Raw genomic sequence first — 19,497 nt, 5'->3', positions numbered from 1 at the left:
GTCTCTCGTGGCGCGGACGCGGCGGATCAGACCCAGGCTCCCCGTTCGGTCAGCACCGCGCGCAGCGTCTCCAGATGATCGGTCATGATGCCATCCACGCCCAGGTCGAGCAGGGCCCGCATCCGGGCGGGGTCGTTCACCGTCCAGACATGGACCTTCAGCCCCCGCCGCCGGGCCTCGGCGACGAATCTCCGGTCCACCACCCGGATCCCGCCCCGGTACTCCGGGACCTGGACGCAGACCGCGCCGGGGCGCAGCGGCGCCGGGATCCGGAGCGACCGCAGCCGCAGTCCGACGACGCCCCCGACGCCGTACGACGTCGCCAGCCGGGGGCCCGCCACCCGGGCCGCCCGGGCGATCCGGCCCTCCGAGAACGAGCCCGCGCAGAGCCGGTCCCACAGATCCGCCCGCCGGACCAGTGCCACCAGCGGTTCCACCGCCGACTCGGCCTTGAGGTCGACGTTCCAGCGGGCCCAGGGCAACTCCTCCACCAGTTCCTCCAGCAGTACCGGCGGCTCGACCCCGCCCACCCGGGCCCGCCGTACCTCGGACCAGGGCAGCTCGGCGATCCGCCCCCGGGCGTCGGTGACCCGGTCCAGCGTCTCGTCGTGGAAGGCGACCAGGCGGCCGTCGGCGGTGGTGTGGACATCGGTCTCGAACCAGCGGTAGCCGAGGGCGGCGGCGCGCCGGAAGGCGGTGAGGGTGTTCTCCAGACCGTCGGCCGCCCCGCCCCGGTGCGCGAAGGGCACCACCGAGGGGTGGTCGAGATACGGATGGGTCCGGGGCGGGGGAACGCTGCTCACCGCCGCAGTATCACCCGGTCCGGGGTGCCTTTGGCCACGACCCGGCTGGTGGCGTCCGGCTCGGGAACGGCGAAGATCCGGAGGAAGAACTGGGCCAGCGGGCCGATGGCCAGGGTGTAGGCGATGGTTCCGACACCGACCGTGCCGCCGAGCAGGAAACCGGTGGTGACCACCGTCACCTCGACGATCGTCCGCACCAGCCGGATCGACAGGCCCGTCGCCCGGTGCAGTCCGGTCATGATGCCGTCCCGGGGCCCCGGACCGAACCGGGCCGCGATGTAGAGGCCGGTCGCCACCCCGTTCAGTACGATCCCGGCGACCGTCACCGGGATCCGTACGGCCAGGCCCTCCGGCTCCGGCAGCACCATCAGCGCCCCGTCCATGACGAAGCCGATCACCACCACATTGGAGACCGTGCCGAGACCCGGGCGCTGCCGGACCGGGATCCACAGCAGCAGTACCAGGGCGCCGACCGCGGTCATGACCACCCCCATGGAGAGCCCGGTGCGCTCGGAGAGCCCCTGATGGAGGACGTTCCACGGTTCGAGGCCGAGCCCGCCGCGGAGGATCAGCGCGCAGCTGACGCCGTACAGCACCAGTCCGGCGTAGAGCTGGGTCAGCCGGCGGGCGAGCCGTCGGCCCCCGGGGGCGGGCGGTGCCCCGGCCGTGCCGTCCGCCGTGCCGCCGGTCGTGCCGTCCACCGCGGCGCCCCGGTCGCCGGCGGTGTCGGCGGAGGGTGCCCGCTCGTCGGCGGGAACGTTCCGGCGATCGGCGGGGTCATGCCGCCGGGTTTCCTCGGGCACGGGCTCGGTGGACACGGTTGGCCCCCTCCTGGTCTCAGTGGACTGACTTATGTCACCCTGTGGCCATGGGCTGGATGCCAGCCATGGCCAATTCGCGGAAGGTGGACTGATTTCCTTGTCCCGGTGGACTTCTGCCGTCGGTGCGGCCCAGCTCGCCCGTCAGCTCGCCGCCCAGCAGCCCCGCCCGGCCGGGCCCGGCACCCGCAAGCCGCCCGCCTACCGGGCCCTCGCCGACGGGATCCGGGTCCTCGTCCTGGAGGGCCGCGTCCCGGTCGCCGCCCGGCTGCCCGCCGAACGGGAGCTGGCCCTGGCGCTGGCCGTCAGCCGGACCACCGTCGCCGCCGCGTACGAGGCGCTGCGCACCGAGGGCTTCCTGGAGTCCCGCCGGGGATCCGGGAGCTGGACCGCCGTACCGGCGGGCAATCCGCTGCCCGCGCGCGGCCTCGAACCCCTGCCGCCCGAAGCCCTCGGCTCCATGATCGACCTGGGCTGCGCCGCCCTCCCCGCCCCCGAACCCTGGCTCACCCGGGGGATACAGGGCGCCCTGGAGGAGCTGCCGCCGTACGCCCATACCCACGGCGACTACCCGGCGGGCATCCCCGTCCTGCGGCAGCTGCTCGCCGAGCGGTACACGGCCCGCGGCATCCCCACCATGCCCGAACAGATCATGGTGACGACCGGCGCGATGGGCGCCATGGACGCGCTCTGCCATCTCTTCGCGGGGCGCGGCGAGCGGGTCGCCGTGGAGTCCCCGTCGTACGCCAACATCCTCCAGCTGATGCGCGAGGCCGGGTCGCGGCTGGTTCCGGTGGCGATGCTCGAAGGGCTCGGCGGCTGGGATCTGGACCGCTGGCGGCAGGTGCTGCGGGAGGCCGCGCCCCGGCTGGCGTACGTCGTCGCCGACTTCCACAACCCCACCGGCGCGCTCGCCGACGAGGAGCGGCGGCGCGGACTGGTGGAGGCGGCCCGGTCCGCCGGGACCGTACTCGTGGTGGACGAGACCATGACCGAGCTACGGCTCGACGAGAAGACCGACCAGCCCAGGCCGGTCTGCGCCTTCGACCCGGCGGGCAGCACGGTGGTGACCGTGGGCTCGGCCAGCAAGGCGTTCTGGGCGGGGATGCGGATCGGCTGGGTCCGGGCCGCTCCCGATGTGATCCGCTCCCTCGTCGCCGCCCGCGCCTACGCCGACCTGGGCACCCCCGTCCTGGAGCAGCTCGGCGTCAACTGGCTGATGCGGACCGGCGGCTGGGAGGAGGCGGTCGCCGTCCGGCGCGCCCAGGCCCGGGAGAACCGGGACGCGCTGGTCACCGCGGTCCGCCGCGAGCTGCCGGAGTGGGAGTTCACGGTGCCCGCGGGCGGGCTGACGCTCTGGGTGCGGACCGGCGGGCTGTCGGGGTCCCGGATCGCGGAGGCGGGGGAGCGGGTGGGCATCCGGGTACCGTCCGGTCCCCGGTTCGGTGTCGACGGGGCCTTCGAGGGGTTCGTACGGCTGCCGTTCACGGTCGCCGGGCCCGTCGCCGACGAGGCCGCGACCCGGCTGGCGGCGGCGGCCCGCCTGGTGGAACGCGGCGGCACGACGGGCACGGAGCCGCAGCGTACCTTCGTGGCCTGACGGGGCCTGGGCGGCCGGCTGTGGGGGTCCGGCCGCGTCCGGCTGCCCACGGGGTAGTCGTCGGTCCGCGGACCGTGCGTGGTTGCTCGCGCAGTTCCCCGCGCCCCTGAACACCTTCACCTGAGCCCGCCGACAGGGGGAGAGTATCCAGGGGCGGCGGGGAACTGTGCGACAAGCCGGTTGCGATCCGAAAGGCACCTTCGGGCGCCGGGCGCGGCCGGAACCCGTAGTGCCGGCCGCCCGAGGCCCCGTCAGCTGTCCGCCGGGAGCGCCGCCGGGATCTGGGGCCGTACGTCCGGCGCCGGGTCCGGCAGCTCGTCATGGCGTTCCGGCAGCAGATCCAGTACGGCCTCGCGGCTGGTCTCGTCGGTCGCGTCGTCGTACGGGTCCGGGGTCGCCGGTACCTGGATCCGCAGTACGGGACCGGTGCCGAGCCGGGCGTAGCCGCGTCCCGGCGGGACCTGTGCGAGCGGGGTCGTCGGCGGGCCCTCGCCCAGGACCTCGGCGATCCGCCCGGCCGGCAGGGGGCCGAGCGCCACCCGGGCCCTGGTGTGATCGCGTACCGCGTCGGTGAGGCAGTCCAGGGAGTCCGCCTGCTCGGCCACCACCACGATCACCTGGGCCGCCCGGCCGTGCCGCAGCGGGATGCGCAGCAGGTCCTGCGGGTCGGGGCGCTCGTCGGCGGCGGCCGGATGCGCCAGGGCCGACGGCCGGTCCACCAGGATCCACAGCGGCCGCCGGGTGTCGGGGGGCGCGGGCAGCCCCGCCCGGCGGGCCCGGTCGGCGGAGATCAGCCGCCGCTCGGTCTCCCGGGCGGCCCGGTCGAGCGCCGCGACCGCGCCGTCGGGGGTGCACTCGACGGCCACCACGCCCACCCGGCCGGCCAGGAACGCGTACTCGCCCGTACCGCCGCCTTCCACGATCAGGACGTCGCCGCCGTGCCGGAGCGCCTGGACGGCGATCGACCGCAGCAGGGTCGAGGCGCCGCCGCCGGGGTCGCCCACCACCAGGAGATGCGGTTCGGCCGAGCGGGGGCCGGTCCGCCAGATCACCGGCGGGGCGTCCCGGACGCCGCCGTCGTCGTCGCCGGACGCGTCCCGGTCCCGGACGGGCAGGGTCCGCCGGACGGCGCCCTCGTCGGTGAAGCCGAGGACGGTCTCCCCGGGAGCGGTCACGAAGTGCTGGGCCACGACGGTCGTCGGCAGCGGCGGGAGGACGCCGAGGGTCAGTTCGTTGCCCTCCTCGTCCCAGTCGAAGCGGTACTCGCGGCCACGGCCCGACTTGGCGTACAGCACCTGCTCCACCCTGGCCCGGGACGCGGCCTCGCCGTCGGTGAAGTACGCCGGGTAGCGGATCCGGAGCGCCGTCAGCCGTCCGGCGTCGTCGAAGGCGGCGTCGGAGAAGGCGCTCTCCCACCGGCCGCCGGGGGCGAACAGCGGAGCCGGGTCGTCGGGGACGGCGAAGTACGGCACCAGAGCCTCGTAGAGGGCCTGGAGCCGCCCGGTCTCCGCCTCGTCCGGCCCCGTGTCGACGGGCGCGGGCGCCCGCCCCTTCCAGGCGGCGGCGGACATCAGCGCGATCAGGGCCGTGAGGGGTCCGTACGGGACGAACGCGACCACCAGCACCCCGGCACCCGCGAAGAAGAGGGCGGGGCCCCGCTTCTCCTTCGGCGTATCGGCCCAGCGGCGCCGGGCCGCGCCCGCCAGCTCCCGCAGCCCCCGGGAGAGGACGATCAGCGGATGGAGCACGTCCGTGGCCCCGGCACCGGCCGAACGGGCCAGTTCCCGGCTCCGGGCGAGCCGCGCGGTTCCGCTGCTCATGATGCGGGTGAGTGGTCGCGGGGCCACGTCGTACTCCTGATCCTGGGGGTCCTCGAAGGCGGGGCTGATACGGACAACGGCCGCGGGGGATCAGAACTTGATGCCGCCCAGCAGGCTGGCCAGGCTCTGGCTGCCCGCGGTGATGCTGGGCGCGATGGCCGTGCCCGCGAGGAAGAAGCCGAAGAGGGCGCAGACCAGCGCGTGGGACGCCTTGAGGCCGTCCTTCTTGAAGAAGAGGAAGACGATGATCGCGAGCAGGACCACGCCCGAGATGGAGAGGATCATGATGTTCTCCTGGGTGAGGGGACAGTCACCTTGAGTACTTCCAGCCTCACAGGAAGTGCATATGTGATTAAAGGTGCAAAAGGGTGAAAAATTGGAATGTTCACCAGAGTGGCGGACAAACCAGTTGGAATCGGTGATCGAACCGGACCCGGGCAGCCGGAAGGCGGGGTCGGCCGACGGAATCACGGCCGTCCCGGCGGCCGCCGGGACGGTGCCGGGCGTACGGGCAGTACGCTGTCCGTCGCTCGTACGGCTGTTCCCGCCGTACGCCCAGGTCAGCGGAGCCGGAGACGGCCCGCCGACAGCACCGGCGAAACCCCGACGACCCCGACGATGCCGACGACCCCGACGATGCTGACGAGTGAAAGGCGGTCCCCGCGATGAGTGAGTCCCCCGACCCGGACGTGGTCGAACTCGCGACCAAGGTCTTCGACCTGGCGCGCCGCGGGGAGACCGAGGCGCTCGCCGCGTATGTCGACGCCGGAGTCCCCGCCGACCTCACCAACGACCGCGGCGACACCCTGGTGATGCTCGCGGCCTATCACGGGCACTCCGCCGCCGTCGAGGCGCTGCTCGCCCGCGGGGCCGCGCCCGACCGCGCCAACGACCGGGGCCAGACCCCGCTCGCCGGAGCCGTCTTCAAGGGCGAGGACGAGGTCGTCCGCGTCCTGATCGCCCACGGGGCCGATCCCGGGGCCGGAACACCCTCTGCCGTGGATACCGCGCGAATGTTTGGGAAGACAGAGCTTCTGGAACTGTTCGGCCACCCCGGCGACCACTGAGGCGATCGAACGGCTCCCACCCCTTCGTCACGGAGAGTTTCCGGCTCCGCCCCGGAGACCACACCCGCCGAATGCGGGGATCACCGGCAAAGGACGTCGTAAATGTGGTCGCGGTGGCGATATGGGTGGGTCATCATGACGACGGGTCCCGTCCCGGACATCACCGGGAGTTCCCCCGGGGACCCACCGACGAGAGGCGAAGAAGATGGTCTACACCAAGCGACGTGCGTGGAGGACGAACAAGGCGAAGGCCGGTTCCTCGGGCTGTTGCGCGGCTTAGGCATCTCCGTCCCCGGTTGCGTCGAGAGCTTGATGTGAGGCTTTCCCCATGTTCGATCCAGTCATAGCGCCGAGCGGTACGCTGCTCGGCCTGTTGCAGAGGGGCCGCGGCGACGGCACGCTGCACGCCCTCGCCGCCCCCCGCGCCGAGGCGCTCGCCGCCCTCAACCACTGCGTGCTGAACGATCCCCGCCACGACTGGCAGGTCGAGAACCGCTCCCTCTACTACGCCCGGCTCTACCTCGACCTCCACGGAGGTCTGGAGGAGATCAGGCGCCATCTGTCCGACGCCGACGACGTCCTCGACACCGACGAGGCCAGGACCGGGCTCGCGCTCGCCGTCCTCGGCCATCTCGCTGCCTACGGCCGGCCCGACGCCCTCGCCCTGCTGCGCGACTACGCCGCCCGCGGGTCGAACTGGGAGTGGGCGCTCGACGAGCTGGCGCTCCGTGACGACGACGCGGGGCTGCGCGCCCTCGCCGAGCCCGTACTCGCCAGATTCCCCGCCGGACCGGAGGGCGACGCCGAACTGGCCGTCGCCGTCCGCGACGCCTTCGAGCCCCGGCCCTGGCGGCTCTGGGCCGAGGACCCGCGCGAGGACGTCGGCGCCCGGGTGCGGGCCGCCCGTGAGGCGGGCTCCTTCGACCGCTGGCAACGCCAGATGCGGCCCTCAGGGCCCCGGCCCGACTGGAGTGTGCAGTCCGTCTTCGACTGGGCCGACCAGGGCCAGGAGCGCGGCACGCCCCTGCACGTCCCCGCGGCCCGCTGCCTGACGGCCGTCGCCGGTGACGCCGACCGGCCCGCCGTCCTGGTCGCCGCGCGCGACGGCGCCGACGGCGCCCGCTCCGCGGCGCTCCACTACCTCGCCGAACGAGGCGACCCGGCCGTCCTCGACCTGATCGAATACGCGGTCTCCACCGGCTCCCGTACCGTCGCCGACGCGGCCGTCGCCGCGTTCGAGCGGATGTGCGGCGAGGCGGCCGTCGACCGGGCCCGCGGCTGGGTCCAGCGGCCCGACGCGCTCGGCGCCTCGGCCGCCGGGGTGCTCGCCTGCCGGGGCGGTACGGACGACGCCCGGCTCGTCCTCGGCGCGCTCCGCGAGACCGTCCGGGCCCAGGGCCCCGACTCCCCCCTGCTGTGGACCCTGGTCGACGGCGCGGGGCGGCTCGGCATCGGCTGCGCGGCGCCCGTACTGCGCCATGTCTACCGCGAGACCGCGTCCTCCTGTCTGCGCGGCCGGACGGCCCGCGCCCTGGCCGCGACCGACCCGTCCTTCGCCACCGGCTTCGCGGTGGAATGCCTGTGGGACTGCGAGGAGACCACCCGCGAGGTGGCCGCCCACCACGCCGCGACCGGCGACCTCCGCGTCGCCGAACGGTTCCGCCGCCTCGCCGCCGATCCGGCGGAGGAGGCCGAGGTCCAGACGGCGGTCCGGAGCCGGATGGCCGCGGACGGCCCGCCCCACTGATACCCGTCGTACGCCCCGCCGCCCGGCACCGAACCCGCCGGGCGGCGGCCCGCCGCGCGTACGACCACCACCGCGCCCCGGCCCTGCCGTGCCGCCCGCGCGGTCACATGCCGTCCGCTCACCCGGCTCGCGCGCGGCCCCGGTACGGGTGCCGTATCCCGGGGCCGTGAGACCGTACGCGCCGACCGGCTCAGCCCTCTTCCTCGGCCCGACGGCCGGCCGACGCGGCCTGACCGGCCCGTACCGGTTCCCGGCCGACTCCGCTGCCGTACGGGCCGACCGCGGCCGGCCCTACCGGACCGTCGGCGTACCGTGCCCCGGCCGTGCCGTACGGACGTACGCGATCAGCCGGCGTCCGCCGTCGCGCCGCCTGCCCGGGCGCGACGCGCCGACGCCGCCCGACCGGGCAGATTCCGATTCCGATTCCGGTTCCGGAGCCGCGGACGCCGCCCCGGCCGGGCCGGGCCGGAAAGACCCACGCCGTCACCCCCGCCGGTTCAGAATGGGGATATGACCGGGCGCTGGGAGTTCTGGATCGACCGAGGCGGCACCTTCACCGATGTCATCGGACGGCGGCCCGACGGGCGGCTCGTCACCCGCAAACTCCTCTCCCACGACCCCGGGCGCTATCGCGACGCCGCCGTCGCCGGGATCCGGCTGATCCTCGGCCTCGCGCCCGGCGAACCCGTGCCCGCCGAACGGGTCGGCACGGTCCGGATGGGGACGACCGTCGCCACCAACGCCCTGCTGGAGCGGCGCGGCGAACCCACCGCGTTGCTGATCACCGAGGGGTTCGGCGACGCCCTCGCGATCGCCTACCAGAACCGGCCCCGGATCTTCGACCGCCGGATCGAGCTGCCGTCGCCGGTCTACGAACACGTCGTGGAGATCCCCGAACGGGTCGATGCCCGCGGCACGGTCGTCCGCCCCCTCGACCTCACCGCAGTCACCGAACGTCTCGCCGCAGTCCGGGACGCCGGGGTCCGTTCCGCCGCTGTCGTCCTGCTCCACGGCTACCGGCACCCCGGACACGAGATCCGGGTCGCCGACGCCGCCCGGGACCTCGGCTTCACCCGGATCAGCTGTTCCCACGAGGTCAGCCCGCTGATCAAACTGGTGCCCCGGGGCGACACCACCGTCGTGGACGCCTATCTCTCGCCCATTCTGCGGCGGTACGTCGACGAGGTCGCCGCCGAACTCCCCGGGATCCGGCTGCTGTTCATGCAGTCCAACGGCGGACTGCGCGAGGCCGCCCACTTCCGGGGCAAGGACGCGGTGCTCTCCGGCCCCGCGGGCGGGGTCGTCGGCATGGCCGGAACCGCCGCCCAGGCCGGATGCGACCGGGTCATCGGCTTCGACATGGGCGGTACGTCCACCGATGTCTCCCACTACGCCGGGGAGTTCGAACGCGAACTGGGCACCCGGGTCGCGGGCGTGCGGATGAGCGCCCCCATGATGAGCGTCCACACCGTCGCCGCGGGCGGCGGCTCGGTCCTCCACTTCGACGGCCGCCGCTACCGGGTGGGGCCCGACTCGGCGGGCGCCGACCCCGGCCCGGCCTGCTACCGCCGGGGCGGACCGCTGACCGTCACCGACGCCAATGTGATGCTCGGCCGGATCCAGCCCGGCCACTTCCCCGCCGTCTTCGGACCCGACGGCGACCAGCCCCTCGACGCCGGCGTCGTCCGCGAGCGCTTCGCCGCGCTCGCCGAGCGCGTCCGCCGCGAGACCGGGACCGACCACGGCCCCGAGGAGGTCGCCGCGGGCTTCCTGGAGATCGCCGTCCTCAATATGGCCAACGCGGTCAAGAAGATCTCCGTACAGCGGGGACACGACATCACCCGCTACGCCCTCACCTCCTTCGGCGGCGCGGGCGGCCAGCACGCCTGCGCGGTCGCCGACTCGCTGGGCGTCGGCACCGTCCTCGTACCGCCGCTCGCCGGGGTGCTCTCCGCCTACGGCATCGGGCTCGCCGACGCCACCGCGATGCGGGAGCGGTCCGTGGAGACCGTACTGACCGGACCCGCCGTCGCGCAGGTCCGGGAGCTCTGCGACCGGCTGGCCGACCGCACCCGGGCCGAACTGCGCGCCGACGGCGTACCCGACGAATCCATCACCACCCGGGCCCGGGTCGTCATCCGCTACGAGGGCACCGACGCCGGGCTGCCCGTACCACTCGCCGACGCCACCGCGATGCGGAACGCCTTCGAGACCGCCCACCGGGCCCGATACGGCTTCACCATGGAGAAACCCCTGGTCCTGGCGGTCGTCTCGGTCGAGGCCACCGGCGCGGCGGGGGAGCGGCATCCGGCGGACGAGGCCGCGCCGCCGCCCGCGGACCACCCGGGACGGAGGCCCGCGCCCCGAGCCCTCGTCCCCCTCCACACCGAGGGCGCCCGCCGGGACGTCCCCCTGTACCGCCGCGCGGACCTGCGCCCCGGCGACACCGTCACCGGCCCGGCGATCCTCACCGAGGACGACGCGACCACCGTCGTCGACCCCGGCTGGCGCGCCGAAGCAGGCGCCGTCGGGCATCTGCTGCTCACCCGGGCCGAGCCCCGCCCGGCCGAGGCCGCCGCCGGAACGGCCGTCGACCCCGTACGGCTGGAGGTCTTCAACAACCTCTTCATGGCCATCGCCGAGCAGATGGGCGTCCGGCTGGAGAACACCGCGCACTCCGTGAACATCAAGGAACGGCTCGACTTCTCCTGCGCCCTCTTCGACGCCGAGGGCAATCTGATCGCCAACGCCCCGCACATCCCGGTCCATCTGGGCTCCATGGGCGACTCCATCAAGGAGGTGCTCCGGCGCGACCGGGACGGCACCGGCCACGGAATGCGCCCGGGCGATGTGTTCGCGATCAACGATCCGTACCACGGCGGCACCCATCTGCCCGATGTGACGGTCGTGACCCCCGTCTACGACGGTTCCGGCACCGAGCTGCTGTTCCTGGTCGCCTCCCGGGGCCACCACGCCGAGATCGGCGGTATCACCCCCGGCTCCATGCCCGCCTTCAGCACCACCGTCGAGGAGGAGGGCGTCCTCTTCGACAACTGGCTGCTGGTCCGGGACGGCCGGCTGCGGGAGCGGGAGACCCGGGACCTGCTCACCGGGGCCCGCCACCCCTCCCGCGCGCCCGACGCCAACATCGCCGACCTGCGCGCCCAGATCGCGGCCAACGAGAAGGGCATCGCGGAACTCCGCAAGACGGTCGACCAGTTCGGCCTCGATGTCGTACGGGCCTATATGCGGCACGTCCGCGACAACGCCGAGGAGTCCGTCCGCCGGATCGTGGCCCGGCTCGGCGACGGCTCCTACGCCTACGAGACGGACGGCGGCGCGGTCATCCGGGTCGCCGTCCGCGTCGACCGCGCCCGCCGGAGCGCCGTGATCGACTTCGCCGGTACGTCCCCCCAGCGGCCCGACAACACCAACGCGCCCACCTCCGTGGTCACGGCCGCCGTGCTCTATGTCTTCCGTACCCTCGTCGGCGAGGACATCCCCCTCAACAGCGGCTGTCTGGAACCACTGGACATCCGGGTACCGCCCGGGTCGATGCTGGCACCCGAACCGCCCGCCGCGACCGTCGCGGGGAACGTCGAGACGTCCCAGGCGGTGACCGGCGCGCTCTACGCGGCCCTCGGCGTCCAGGCGGAGGGCTCCGGCACGATGAACAACGTCACCTTCGGCGACGACCGGGTGCAGTACTACGAGACCGTGGCCAGCGGCTCCGGCGCGGGCGACGGCTTCGACGGAGCCGACGCGGTACAGACCCATATGACCAACTCCCGGCTGACCGACCCGGAGATCCTCGAATGGCGCTACCCGGTCCGGGTCGACTCCTTCGCCGTCCGCCCGGACAGCGGGGGAGCGGGCCGGTGGCACGGCGGGAACGGGGTCGTCCGGCGGCTGCGCTTCCTCGAACCCATGACCGTCGCCCTGCTCACCGGCCACCGCCGGATCGCCCCCTACGGCATGGCGGGCGGCGCGCCGGGCGCGCTCGGCGAGAACCGGATCGAACACGCCGACGGTACGGTCACCCCGCTCGCCGGAACCGATACGGCCGAGGTCGCGCCGGGCGACGTCCTGGTCGTCGTGACCCCGGGCGGCGGAGGCTACGGCACCCCCGGCGATCCCCCGCGTCCGGAGCACCCCGCGCACTCCGGGTGAGCCACCCGGCGGCGCGCCCCAGGGCCCGCCCGGTCCACCGCACCCCACGGACCCACCGGCTTCGTCGATTCCCGCCTCCTCAAGCGCCCGGCGACCCACCCGCCCGGCCCCGCCCGGCGGCCACCCGCCACCCCGTCCGACGGGTCGTTCCGGTCGTACCGGTACCGCCCGTCCCGGCCGTACGCGGACAGCGGGCGCGGTCGGCACCGCGGGCCCGCCCGGCCCGGCGGCGTCAGGACAGGGCGACGAACCGGACGGGAGTGCCCGGGACCGCCTGGGCCGCCGCGGGCAGATCGCGGCCGTCGACCACCGCGACCACCGGATAGCCGCCCGTCGTCGGATGGTCCGCGAGAAAGACCACCGGCCGCCCGTCCGGCGGGACCTGGACCGCGCCCAGCACCATTCCCTCACTCGGCAACTCCCCCTTCCGCGCCCGCCCCAGCGGCGGGCCCTCCGTCCGGATCCCGATCCGGTTGCTCGCCGGGGAGACCCGGTGACCACCGGAGACCAGGGCCCGCAGCGCGGCCGGGGTGAACCAGTCCGCCCGGGGCCCCGTCCGGATCCGCAGCACCAACTCGGCGGGCGGCCCCGGCCACGGCACCACCCCGCCCGCACCGGACGGCGGACCGCCCGGACCGCCCAGCGGCAGCACCGTTCCGGCGGCGAGCACCGGAGGACCGAGACCCGACAGCAGATCCGTCGACCGGCTCCCCAGGACGGGATCCACGGCGATCCCGCCCGCGAACGCCGCGTACGTCCGCACCCCCCGGGCCGCCCGGCCGATGTCCAGCAGTGCCCCCGACGGCACCCGTACCGGCGCGCCCCACGCCACCGGGCGCCCGTCCACCCGCACTCCGCAGGGCGCCCCGCCGACGGCCACCGTCACCGCCCGGCGCGGCCGGAGCGCACAGCCGTCGACCGTGGTCTCCAGCACCGCCGCGTCCACCGGATTGCCCACCAGCCGGTTCACCAGCCGGGCCGAGGGCGCGTCCAGGGCACCCGACCGGGGCACCCCGAGATGGGCGTACCCCGGTCTTCCCGAGTCCTGAACCGTGGTCAGCGCCCCGGCCCTGACCACCACCACCGCCCGATCGGTCATGAAGCCGTCGGAACGAACCGCACCCGTACCCCCGGCGACAGCAGCGCGGCCGGTTCCCGGCCCGGATCCCACAACTCCAGCTCGGTCCGCCCGATCAGCCGCCAGCCCCCGGGCGACGCCCGGGGATAGACCCCGGTATAGGGCCCGGCGAGACCGACCGCCCCGGCGGGCACCGCCGTCCGCGGCGTCGCCCGGCGCGGCACCGCGTACCGTGCGGGCAGCCCGGTCAGATAACCGAAGCCGGGGGCGAAACCGCAGAACGCGACCCGGAACTCCACCGCCGAGTGGATCGCGGCCACCTCCTCCGCCGGCACCCCCCACAGCGCCGCCACCTCCGCCAGATCGGGCCCGTCGTAACGGACCGGCACGTCGACCGTGCCCGCGCCTTCGGTGACCGGCGGCGCGGGCTCCCAGCCGGCCAGCTCCATCGCCAGCCCCCCGGGATCCGCCACCCCGTCCAGCAGCACGGTCCGGGCCGCGGGGACGATCTCCGCCACCGGCGGCAGCCGCCCCTCCGCCCGGCGGCGCAGCAACTCCGCGTGGAGCGCCCCCACCTCCTCCCCGTCCGCCAGCTCGACCAGCAGCCCCCGCTCGCCCACCCGCAGCGACCTCATCCGAACGCCTCCACCCGGACCCCCGCCTCCGTCAGTCCCCGCCGCACCCGGCGGGCCAGTTCCACCGCGCCCGGGGTGTCCCCGTGGACACAGAGCGACCTGGGCCGCATCGGTATGGTCCGTCCGCAGTACGTGGTGACCGTCCCGAAGCGGGCCATGCCGACCGACCGTTCGACCACGGCCGCCTCGTCCGTGACCACCGCCCCCTCCTGTCCCCGCGGCACCAGGGTGCCCTCCGCCGTATAGGCCCGGTCGGCGAACCCCTCCGTGATCACCGGCAGTCCCGCCTTCTCCGCCGCCGTGTGCAGCGCCGACCCCGGCAGGGAGAGCAGCGGCAGCCGCCCGTCCGCGAGCAGTACCCCCTCCACCACGGCCGCCGCCTGCTCCTCGTCCCGTACCACCCGGTTGTAGAGGGCGCCGTGCGGCTTCACGTACGACACCCGGGAACCGGCCGCCGCGGCGAAGATCCCCAACGCGCCGATCTGATAGGCGACTTCGGCCGACAGTTCCCGGGCCGGTACCTCCATCGCCCGGCGCCCGAACCCGGCCAGGTCCCGGTAGGAGACCTGGGCCCCGATCCGTACCGACCGCTCGGCCGCCCAGCCGCACACCTCCCGCATGGTCGCCGCGTCCCCCGCGTGGAAGCCGCAGGCGACATTGGCGCTGGTCACCACCGACAGCAGCGCCAGGTCGTCGGTCAGCCGCCAGCGGCCGAACCCCTCGCCCAGATCGGCGTTGAGATCGATGGACGCCCAGGACATCCGGTTTCTCCTCTCCCGGGGGAGTCGTATTTCGGTGATCACGGTGACGGGCCGGACCGGCCCGCCGCCGTCACAGCAGCTCCCGGCCCCGGGTCTCGGGCAGGCCGAGCAGGGCCACGACGGCCAGACCGTAGCCGACGGCGCCCAGGGCCAGCGCTCCGCCGACTCCCCAGCTGTCGGAGAGGAAGCCGACCAGGGTCGGCAGAAAGGCCCCCACCGCCCGCCCGCTGTTGTAGGTGAAGCCCTGGCCCGTGCCGCGGACCTCGGTGGGATACAACTCGCTCAGGAAGGAGCCGAATCCGCTGAAGATGGCCGACATGCAGAACCCGAGCGGGAACCCGAGGGCCAGCAGCAGCCCGTTCTCCCCGGCGGGCAGCTGGGAGTAGGCCAGCACACCCGCCGCGGAGAGCACGGCGAAGAGCCGGATGTTGTTCTTGCGGCCTATTCGGTCGGTGAGATAGCCCCCGGTCAGATAGCCGAGGAAGGCGCCCGAGATCAGCAGGGCCAGATAGCCGCCCGTGCCGACCACGGTGAGTCCGCGTTCCTGCTTGAGGTAGGTCGGCACCCAGGTCGCCAGGGTGTAGTAGCCGCCCTGGACGCCGGTGGAGAGCAGGGTGGCGAAGAGGGTGACCCGCAGCAGGTCCTGCCGGAAGATCGCCGGGAAGGAGCCGCGCCGCGCATCGCCGTCGCGCGCCGTCTCCACCCGGGGCGCGTCCTTCACATGCCGTCGTACATAGATCACCAGCAGGGCCGGGGCGGCGCCGGTGAAGAACATGACCCGCCAGGCCGTGTCCGGGTCGAGCAGTTCGAAGACCAGGGTGTAGACGAGGACCGCGAGCCCCCAGCCGACGGCCCAGGCGCTCTGGACGACGCCGAGGGTACGACCGCGGTGCTCGGCCCGCGCGTACTCCGCGACCAGGATCGCCCCGACCGCCCACTCGCCGCCGAAGCCCAGCCCCTGGAGGGCGCGGAACACCAGCAGGGTCTCGTAGTTGGGGGCGAAGCCGCAGGCCACGGTGAAGACCGCATAGGTGATCACGGTCGCCATCAGCGCCTTCACCCGGCCGATCCGGTCGGCCAGGATCCCGGCCAGCGCGCCGCCCACGGCGGAGACCACCAGCGTGACCGTGGTCAGCAGCCCCGTCTGCCCGTTGTCCAGGGAGAAGTAGGCCGAGATGGCCATCATGCTCAGCGGCAGCGTGAAGTAGTCGTACGAGTCGAGGGCGTAGCCCCCGAACGCACCGCCGAAAGCGCGGCGTCCGCGCGGCCCGAGCGCCCTCAACCAGGCGAAAGCGCCGGTGTCCTCGGTGGATCCATCCTTCGTCGGCTGTACCCGGACCGTACTCATCTGCACCTCGCAGCAGGAAGAAGCGCATGGAACGCCGGAGCGGAGCACGGGCGGCACCGCCCGCGTGGCGGCAGCGACCCTGTTCCGTCAAGCTAGAGGATTGTTGAACGATCCGACAAGGGGCGCGTCGGCTCGTCGCGCCCTTCTACGATGGCTACCGTGCGCCGGGTTGAAACGGCCGGGACGGGAGAGAAGGGGTGTTGTGGCGACAACGGGACGGGGAACGAGCGGAACCGGCGCGACCGCGGGCGGTCTCGCGGACGACCGGGCGCTGCTGAGCCGTACCAGCACCGCCGAACGGGTCGCGGACATCCTGCGCGGCCGGATCGCCGAGGGCTACTTCCGGCCGGGCGAACGGCTCTCCGAGGAAGGCATCGGCAAGGCCCTCAACGTCTCCCGCAACACGCTCCGCGAGGCGTTCCGGCTGCTGACCCACGAACGGCTGCTGGTCCACCAGCTCAACCGGGGCGTCTTCGTCCGCAGACTCGCCGTCCGCGACGTCGCCGACATCTACCGCACCCGCCGGCTCGTCGAATGCGCCGTCGTCCACGACCTCGGCGAGCCCCCCTACCCCCTCGACGGTCTCGAAACGGCCGTCGCCACCGGCGAGCGCCATGAGCACGAGGCGGACTGGACCGGCGTCGCCACCGCCAATATCCACTTCCACCGCGAGCTGGTCGCCCTGGCCGGCAGCGCCCGCACCGACGAACTGATGCGCGGCGTCCTGGCCGAGCTGAGGCTCGCCTTCCACGTCGTGGACGACCCCCGCGGCCTCCACCGCCCCTATCTCCTGCGCAACCGCACGATCCTCGAAGCGCTCCGCGACGGCGACCGGACCGCCGCCGAGCGCCTGCTCGCCGACTATCTGGAGGACTCCCGCGCCCAGCTCGTCGAGGTGTACTCCCGGGTCGTCGCCGACGAGGACACCGACGCGTTCTGACCGCCCCCGCGAGCGGCGCGCCGGGACCGGCGGCGCCCGGTCCCGCCACCCGGCGACGCCATCCGGACAACTGTCGCGTTTCGTCGTTTCGACCGTTGTCAGTGCGAGGACCTAATCTGTCCACCGTGACTTCGCCCGCCTCGACGGAAACCGTTCCGCCCCAGCTCAGCCCGGGGCCGCGACCCGCGCAGGGCCCGGCCGCCGACGAAGGGCTGGCGCGGCGGCTCCGCGCGCTCGCCTGTACCGCCCCGCTGCACGACCTCGACGTCCGCAAGGCGAACCTCGCCGGTGAGTACTCGGTCTACGCGATGGCGGAGGTCGCCCTCGCCGCCATCGACCTCGTCACCCTCAACATGGACTTCGACACCGGCGCCGACCACGAGCAGATCATCGCCAGACTGCTGCCCCGCATCACCGCCCAGGCCCCCGCGCGCCCCGCCGCCGAACACGAGCGCGTCGCCCGCTGGGTGCTGGAGAACCTGATCAACGTCGGCAGCGTCGACCGCGGCTTCCGCGCGGTCTACGGCACCTTCGGCGCGGACGGTGTCTACACCCGCCGGGACTACGACTTCAAACTCGTCGAAGAGGTCCCCGGCTACGGCGGCGCCGTCTATCTGCGTACCACCGACGAGGCGGTCAACGTCCTCGTCGGCGCCCTCGACACCGATGTCACCAGCGCGCAGATCGCCGCCGAGGTCAAGCTGGAGGTCCTGATCAGCCGGGGCAGACTGGCCGACGCCCAGCTCGCCGCCGAACAGGCCCGCTACCGCACCGTGCAGTACTCGGAGACCCTCCGCCGCACGCTTGAGGCCACCCGGCGCAACGTCCGCGCGGTGGACTGGCTCAACACGGTCCCCGACATGATCGCCGAAGCCCTCGACCACGTCGCCGACCGCTACCGCCACGAGAACGCCATCCTCACCAACATCCGCAAGGCGCGCGACGAGGCCGAGGACCCCGAGCACAAGCGGCGGGCCGCCGAACTCGTCGACATCGTCAAGGACTGCATCCGCCGCCACACCCAGCTCCAGTCCCGGCTGCTGGAGGCGGGCCCCCTCTTCCGCGCCGAACAGGACCGGCAGGCCTTCGCCCGGCCCACCACCCGAACCGGACTCGACCTCTACGGCCAGCTCGTCGCCCCCCTCCTGCCGCTGCCCCTGGAATCCGCGATCAGGGTCACCGACGCCTTCTTCACCCGGGGCACCGGACTGCGCACCCCCTCGTCCGTCCGGGTCGGCGACCTGGTCGAGCTGCTGCTCACACCCCCCGTCGAACGGGAACACCTGGGCGCCGAGATGCCCGAGCCCGATCTCATCGCCACCCCCGACGACAGCCGCTTCTCCGAGGAACAGCTCGCCCGCGCGATGGAACTGCTCGACCTGGAACACGACGCGCCGCGCCGTCTCTCCGGACTGCTCGCCGACGCCCGCCGCCACGACCCCGACCTGCCGTATCTCGTCGCCCTGCTCGCCGTGCACGCCGCCAGCCCCCCGGTCGGCACCGCCTACCGCCAGGGCGAGGAGCGGCTGCTGTTCGCCGTCGACGACGGCACCCGGCTCGACGACCCCGAATTCGGCGGCGCCGATCTCATCGTGGGCACCGCCCTGCTCGACGCGGCCGGGATGGCCGCCGACCGCACGGAAGCCGCATGACCCCCGGCGGGCCGCGCCCGGACCGCCGCGCCCCCGGCGCCGTACCCGAGCGCACCGCCCCGTACCACCGCACCCCGCAGCCGCACGAGGAGCCCGTCCAGTGACCGAACCGCACCCCGAGCGCGATCCCCGGCGCGACGCCGCCGACGCGCCCGCCCCCGCGGGGTCCCCGGGCCCGGGCGCCCCCGCCGTCACCCCGGCCGACGCCGCCGACGCCGCCCGCCTGGTCTCCTTCGGCCTGCAACCCAAACTGCTCCCCGCCCGCGACGCGGAGTACGCCGACCTCCTCCGCCGCTACCGCGAGGACACCCCCTTCGCCCGGCTCGCCGACGCCGTCGCCACCGGACTCGGACTCGTCGTCCTGGAGGTCTCCCCGCGCGCCGGAATGGCCGTCACCGCGGGCGAGGACTCCGTCTTCGCGGTCCGGATGGGCGACTACGCACGCCGGGCCTCCGCCGACTCCGCCGACCGCTTCCTGCACGGACTGGCCCATCTCGCCGTCGCCGCCATGGCCTTCCCCCGGCCCGAGGACCTCGCCGACGACGGCTATATCGGCCGGATCACCGTCAACGGCGTCGACGCCTTCGTCCGCCAGGCGTGCCGCAGGCTGGAGGAGCGCGCCGACGCGGCCGGGGAGAACACCGACCCGGCCACCGGCGCCCCCGGCCTCGAATCCGCCTGGCGCGTCTACGCCCGCCGCAGCGCCACCGGAGCCACCAAGGACGCCCGCCGACTCGCCGGCTCCACCACGGGCATCGTCGGCAAGGCCGCCGCCTTCCTCACCGACTCCGGCTTCCTCCAGCGCACCGGCGACGACGCCGGAGGCACCTACCGGACGACCGCCCGCTACCAGCTCCAGGTCCGCGATCTCGCGGGCACCGCCGCCATGGCCGAACTCCTCGATCTCGGCGTCGTCCCCGTCAGCGACGGCACCGCCACCCTGCTGCCGCCGCCCGACGGCGACGACCTCGAACTCGCCGCCGACGCCGGTCTCCCCTTCCACGCCTGAGCGGGTCCGGCCTCCACCGCCCGCCCGCCCCTACCGCCTTCCCGCCGTC

Annotated in this window: 15 protein-coding genes; 7 read left to right on the top strand and 8 right to left on the bottom strand. The window is 74.1% G+C overall.

Features of this window, described 5'->3' with window-relative positions:
• Positions 1-26 precede the first annotated feature (26 nt).
• On the bottom strand, positions 27-803 hold the full coding sequence (locus ABZ714_RS10545; protein WP_358824788.1) for a glycerophosphodiester phosphodiesterase: 777 nt from the start codon (positions 801-803) through the stop codon (positions 27-29).
• Positions 800-1,423, bottom strand: coding sequence for a hypothetical protein (locus ABZ714_RS10540; RefSeq protein ID WP_358824900.1), 624 nt, complete (start codon positions 1,421-1,423; stop codon positions 800-802). The genes ABZ714_RS10545 and ABZ714_RS10540 overlap by 4 nt, the downstream gene beginning before the upstream one ends.
• Before the next feature lie 298 nt (positions 1,424-1,721).
• On the opposite strand from ABZ714_RS10540, the gene ABZ714_RS10535 reads away from it, so the two are divergent.
• On the top strand, positions 1,722-3,221 hold the full coding sequence (locus ABZ714_RS10535; protein ID WP_358824787.1) for a PLP-dependent aminotransferase family protein: 1,500 nt from the start codon (positions 1,722-1,724) through the stop codon (positions 3,219-3,221).
• A 251-nt stretch (positions 3,222-3,472) separates the two neighbouring features.
• On the opposite strand, the gene ABZ714_RS10530 is transcribed toward ABZ714_RS10535, so the two are convergent.
• Together ABZ714_RS10530 and ABZ714_RS10525 are read right to left on the bottom strand one after the other, a co-directional pair.
• On the bottom strand, positions 3,473-5,068 hold the full coding sequence (locus tag ABZ714_RS10530) for a hypothetical protein (protein WP_358824786.1): 1,596 nt from the start codon (positions 5,066-5,068) through the stop codon (positions 3,473-3,475).
• A 63-nt stretch (positions 5,069-5,131) separates the two neighbouring features.
• Positions 5,132-5,326: a hypothetical protein gene (locus tag ABZ714_RS10525; protein ID WP_358824785.1), complete on the bottom strand. Its 195-nt coding sequence runs from the start codon at positions 5,324-5,326 to the stop codon at positions 5,132-5,134.
• Positions 5,327-5,706: 380 nt separating this feature from the next.
• Here ABZ714_RS10525 and ABZ714_RS10520 point away from each other — a divergent pair, with 380 nt between their 5' ends.
• From ABZ714_RS10520 to ABZ714_RS10510, 3 genes are all read left to right on the top strand, one after another.
• Entirely contained in the window at positions 5,707-6,108 is a 402-nt protein-coding gene (locus ABZ714_RS10520) for an ankyrin repeat domain-containing protein (protein WP_358824784.1), read from the top strand.
• 328 nt (positions 6,109-6,436) lie between these two features.
• Positions 6,437-7,855 carry a HEAT repeat domain-containing protein gene (locus tag ABZ714_RS10515; protein ID WP_358824783.1) on the top strand — a complete coding sequence of 473 codons (1,419 nt, stop codon included), beginning with the start codon at positions 6,437-6,439 and terminating at the stop codon, positions 7,853-7,855.
• A 510-nt stretch (positions 7,856-8,365) separates the two neighbouring features.
• Positions 8,366-12,025: a hydantoinase B/oxoprolinase family protein gene (locus ABZ714_RS10510; protein ID WP_358824782.1), complete on the top strand. Its 3,660-nt coding sequence runs from the start codon at positions 8,366-8,368 to the stop codon at positions 12,023-12,025.
• A gap of 232 nt (positions 12,026-12,257) precedes the next feature.
• Here the strand turns inward: ABZ714_RS10510 and ABZ714_RS10505 are convergent, their stop codons facing one another.
• The 4 genes from ABZ714_RS10505 to ABZ714_RS10490 all read right to left on the bottom strand — a co-directional run bounded on the left by ABZ714_RS10505 (position 12,258) and on the right by ABZ714_RS10490 (position 15,847).
• A complete protein-coding gene (locus tag ABZ714_RS10505; protein WP_358824781.1) occupies positions 12,258-13,124 on the bottom strand; it encodes a biotin-dependent carboxyltransferase family protein in 867 nt (288 codons plus the stop codon).
• Positions 13,121-13,738: an allophanate hydrolase subunit 1 gene (locus ABZ714_RS10500; protein ID WP_358824780.1), complete on the bottom strand. Its 618-nt coding sequence runs from the start codon at positions 13,736-13,738 to the stop codon at positions 13,121-13,123. The genes ABZ714_RS10505 and ABZ714_RS10500 overlap by 4 nt, the downstream gene beginning before the upstream one ends.
• The gene (locus ABZ714_RS10495) at positions 13,735-14,499 is read right to left on the bottom strand and encodes a 5-oxoprolinase subunit PxpA (protein WP_358824779.1); all 765 of its coding nucleotides are present in this window, start codon (positions 14,497-14,499) and stop codon (positions 13,735-13,737) included. Before ABZ714_RS10495 ends, ABZ714_RS10500 begins: the two co-directional genes overlap by 4 nt.
• 70 nt (positions 14,500-14,569) lie before the next feature.
• Positions 14,570-15,847 carry an MFS transporter gene (locus ABZ714_RS10490; protein WP_358824778.1) on the bottom strand — a complete coding sequence of 426 codons (1,278 nt, stop codon included), beginning with the start codon at positions 15,845-15,847 and terminating at the stop codon, positions 14,570-14,572.
• A gap of 202 nt (positions 15,848-16,049) precedes the next feature.
• Here ABZ714_RS10490 and ABZ714_RS10485 point away from each other — a divergent pair, with 202 nt between their 5' ends.
• From ABZ714_RS10485 to ABZ714_RS10475, 3 genes are all read left to right on the top strand, one after another.
• On the top strand, positions 16,050-16,787 hold the full coding sequence (locus ABZ714_RS10485; RefSeq protein ID WP_358824777.1) for a GntR family transcriptional regulator: 738 nt from the start codon (positions 16,050-16,052) through the stop codon (positions 16,785-16,787).
• Between the two features lie 125 nt (positions 16,788-16,912).
• Positions 16,913-18,439, top strand: coding sequence for a hypothetical protein (locus ABZ714_RS10480; protein WP_358824776.1), 1,527 nt, complete (start codon positions 16,913-16,915; stop codon positions 18,437-18,439).
• Between the two features lie 100 nt (positions 18,440-18,539).
• The gene (locus tag ABZ714_RS10475; RefSeq protein WP_358824775.1) at positions 18,540-19,448 is read left to right on the top strand and encodes a hypothetical protein; all 909 of its coding nucleotides are present in this window, start codon (positions 18,540-18,542) and stop codon (positions 19,446-19,448) included.
• Positions 19,449-19,497: the final 49 nt, after the last annotated feature.

It is taken from the genome of Streptomyces sp. NPDC006798, from assembly GCF_040635975.1.
In the GTDB taxonomy this organism is placed as follows: domain Bacteria; phylum Actinomycetota; class Actinomycetes; order Streptomycetales; family Streptomycetaceae; genus Streptomyces.
The sequence above is the reverse complement of the archived record's forward strand: the minus strand, read 5'-3'. Positions and strand labels throughout refer to the sequence as shown.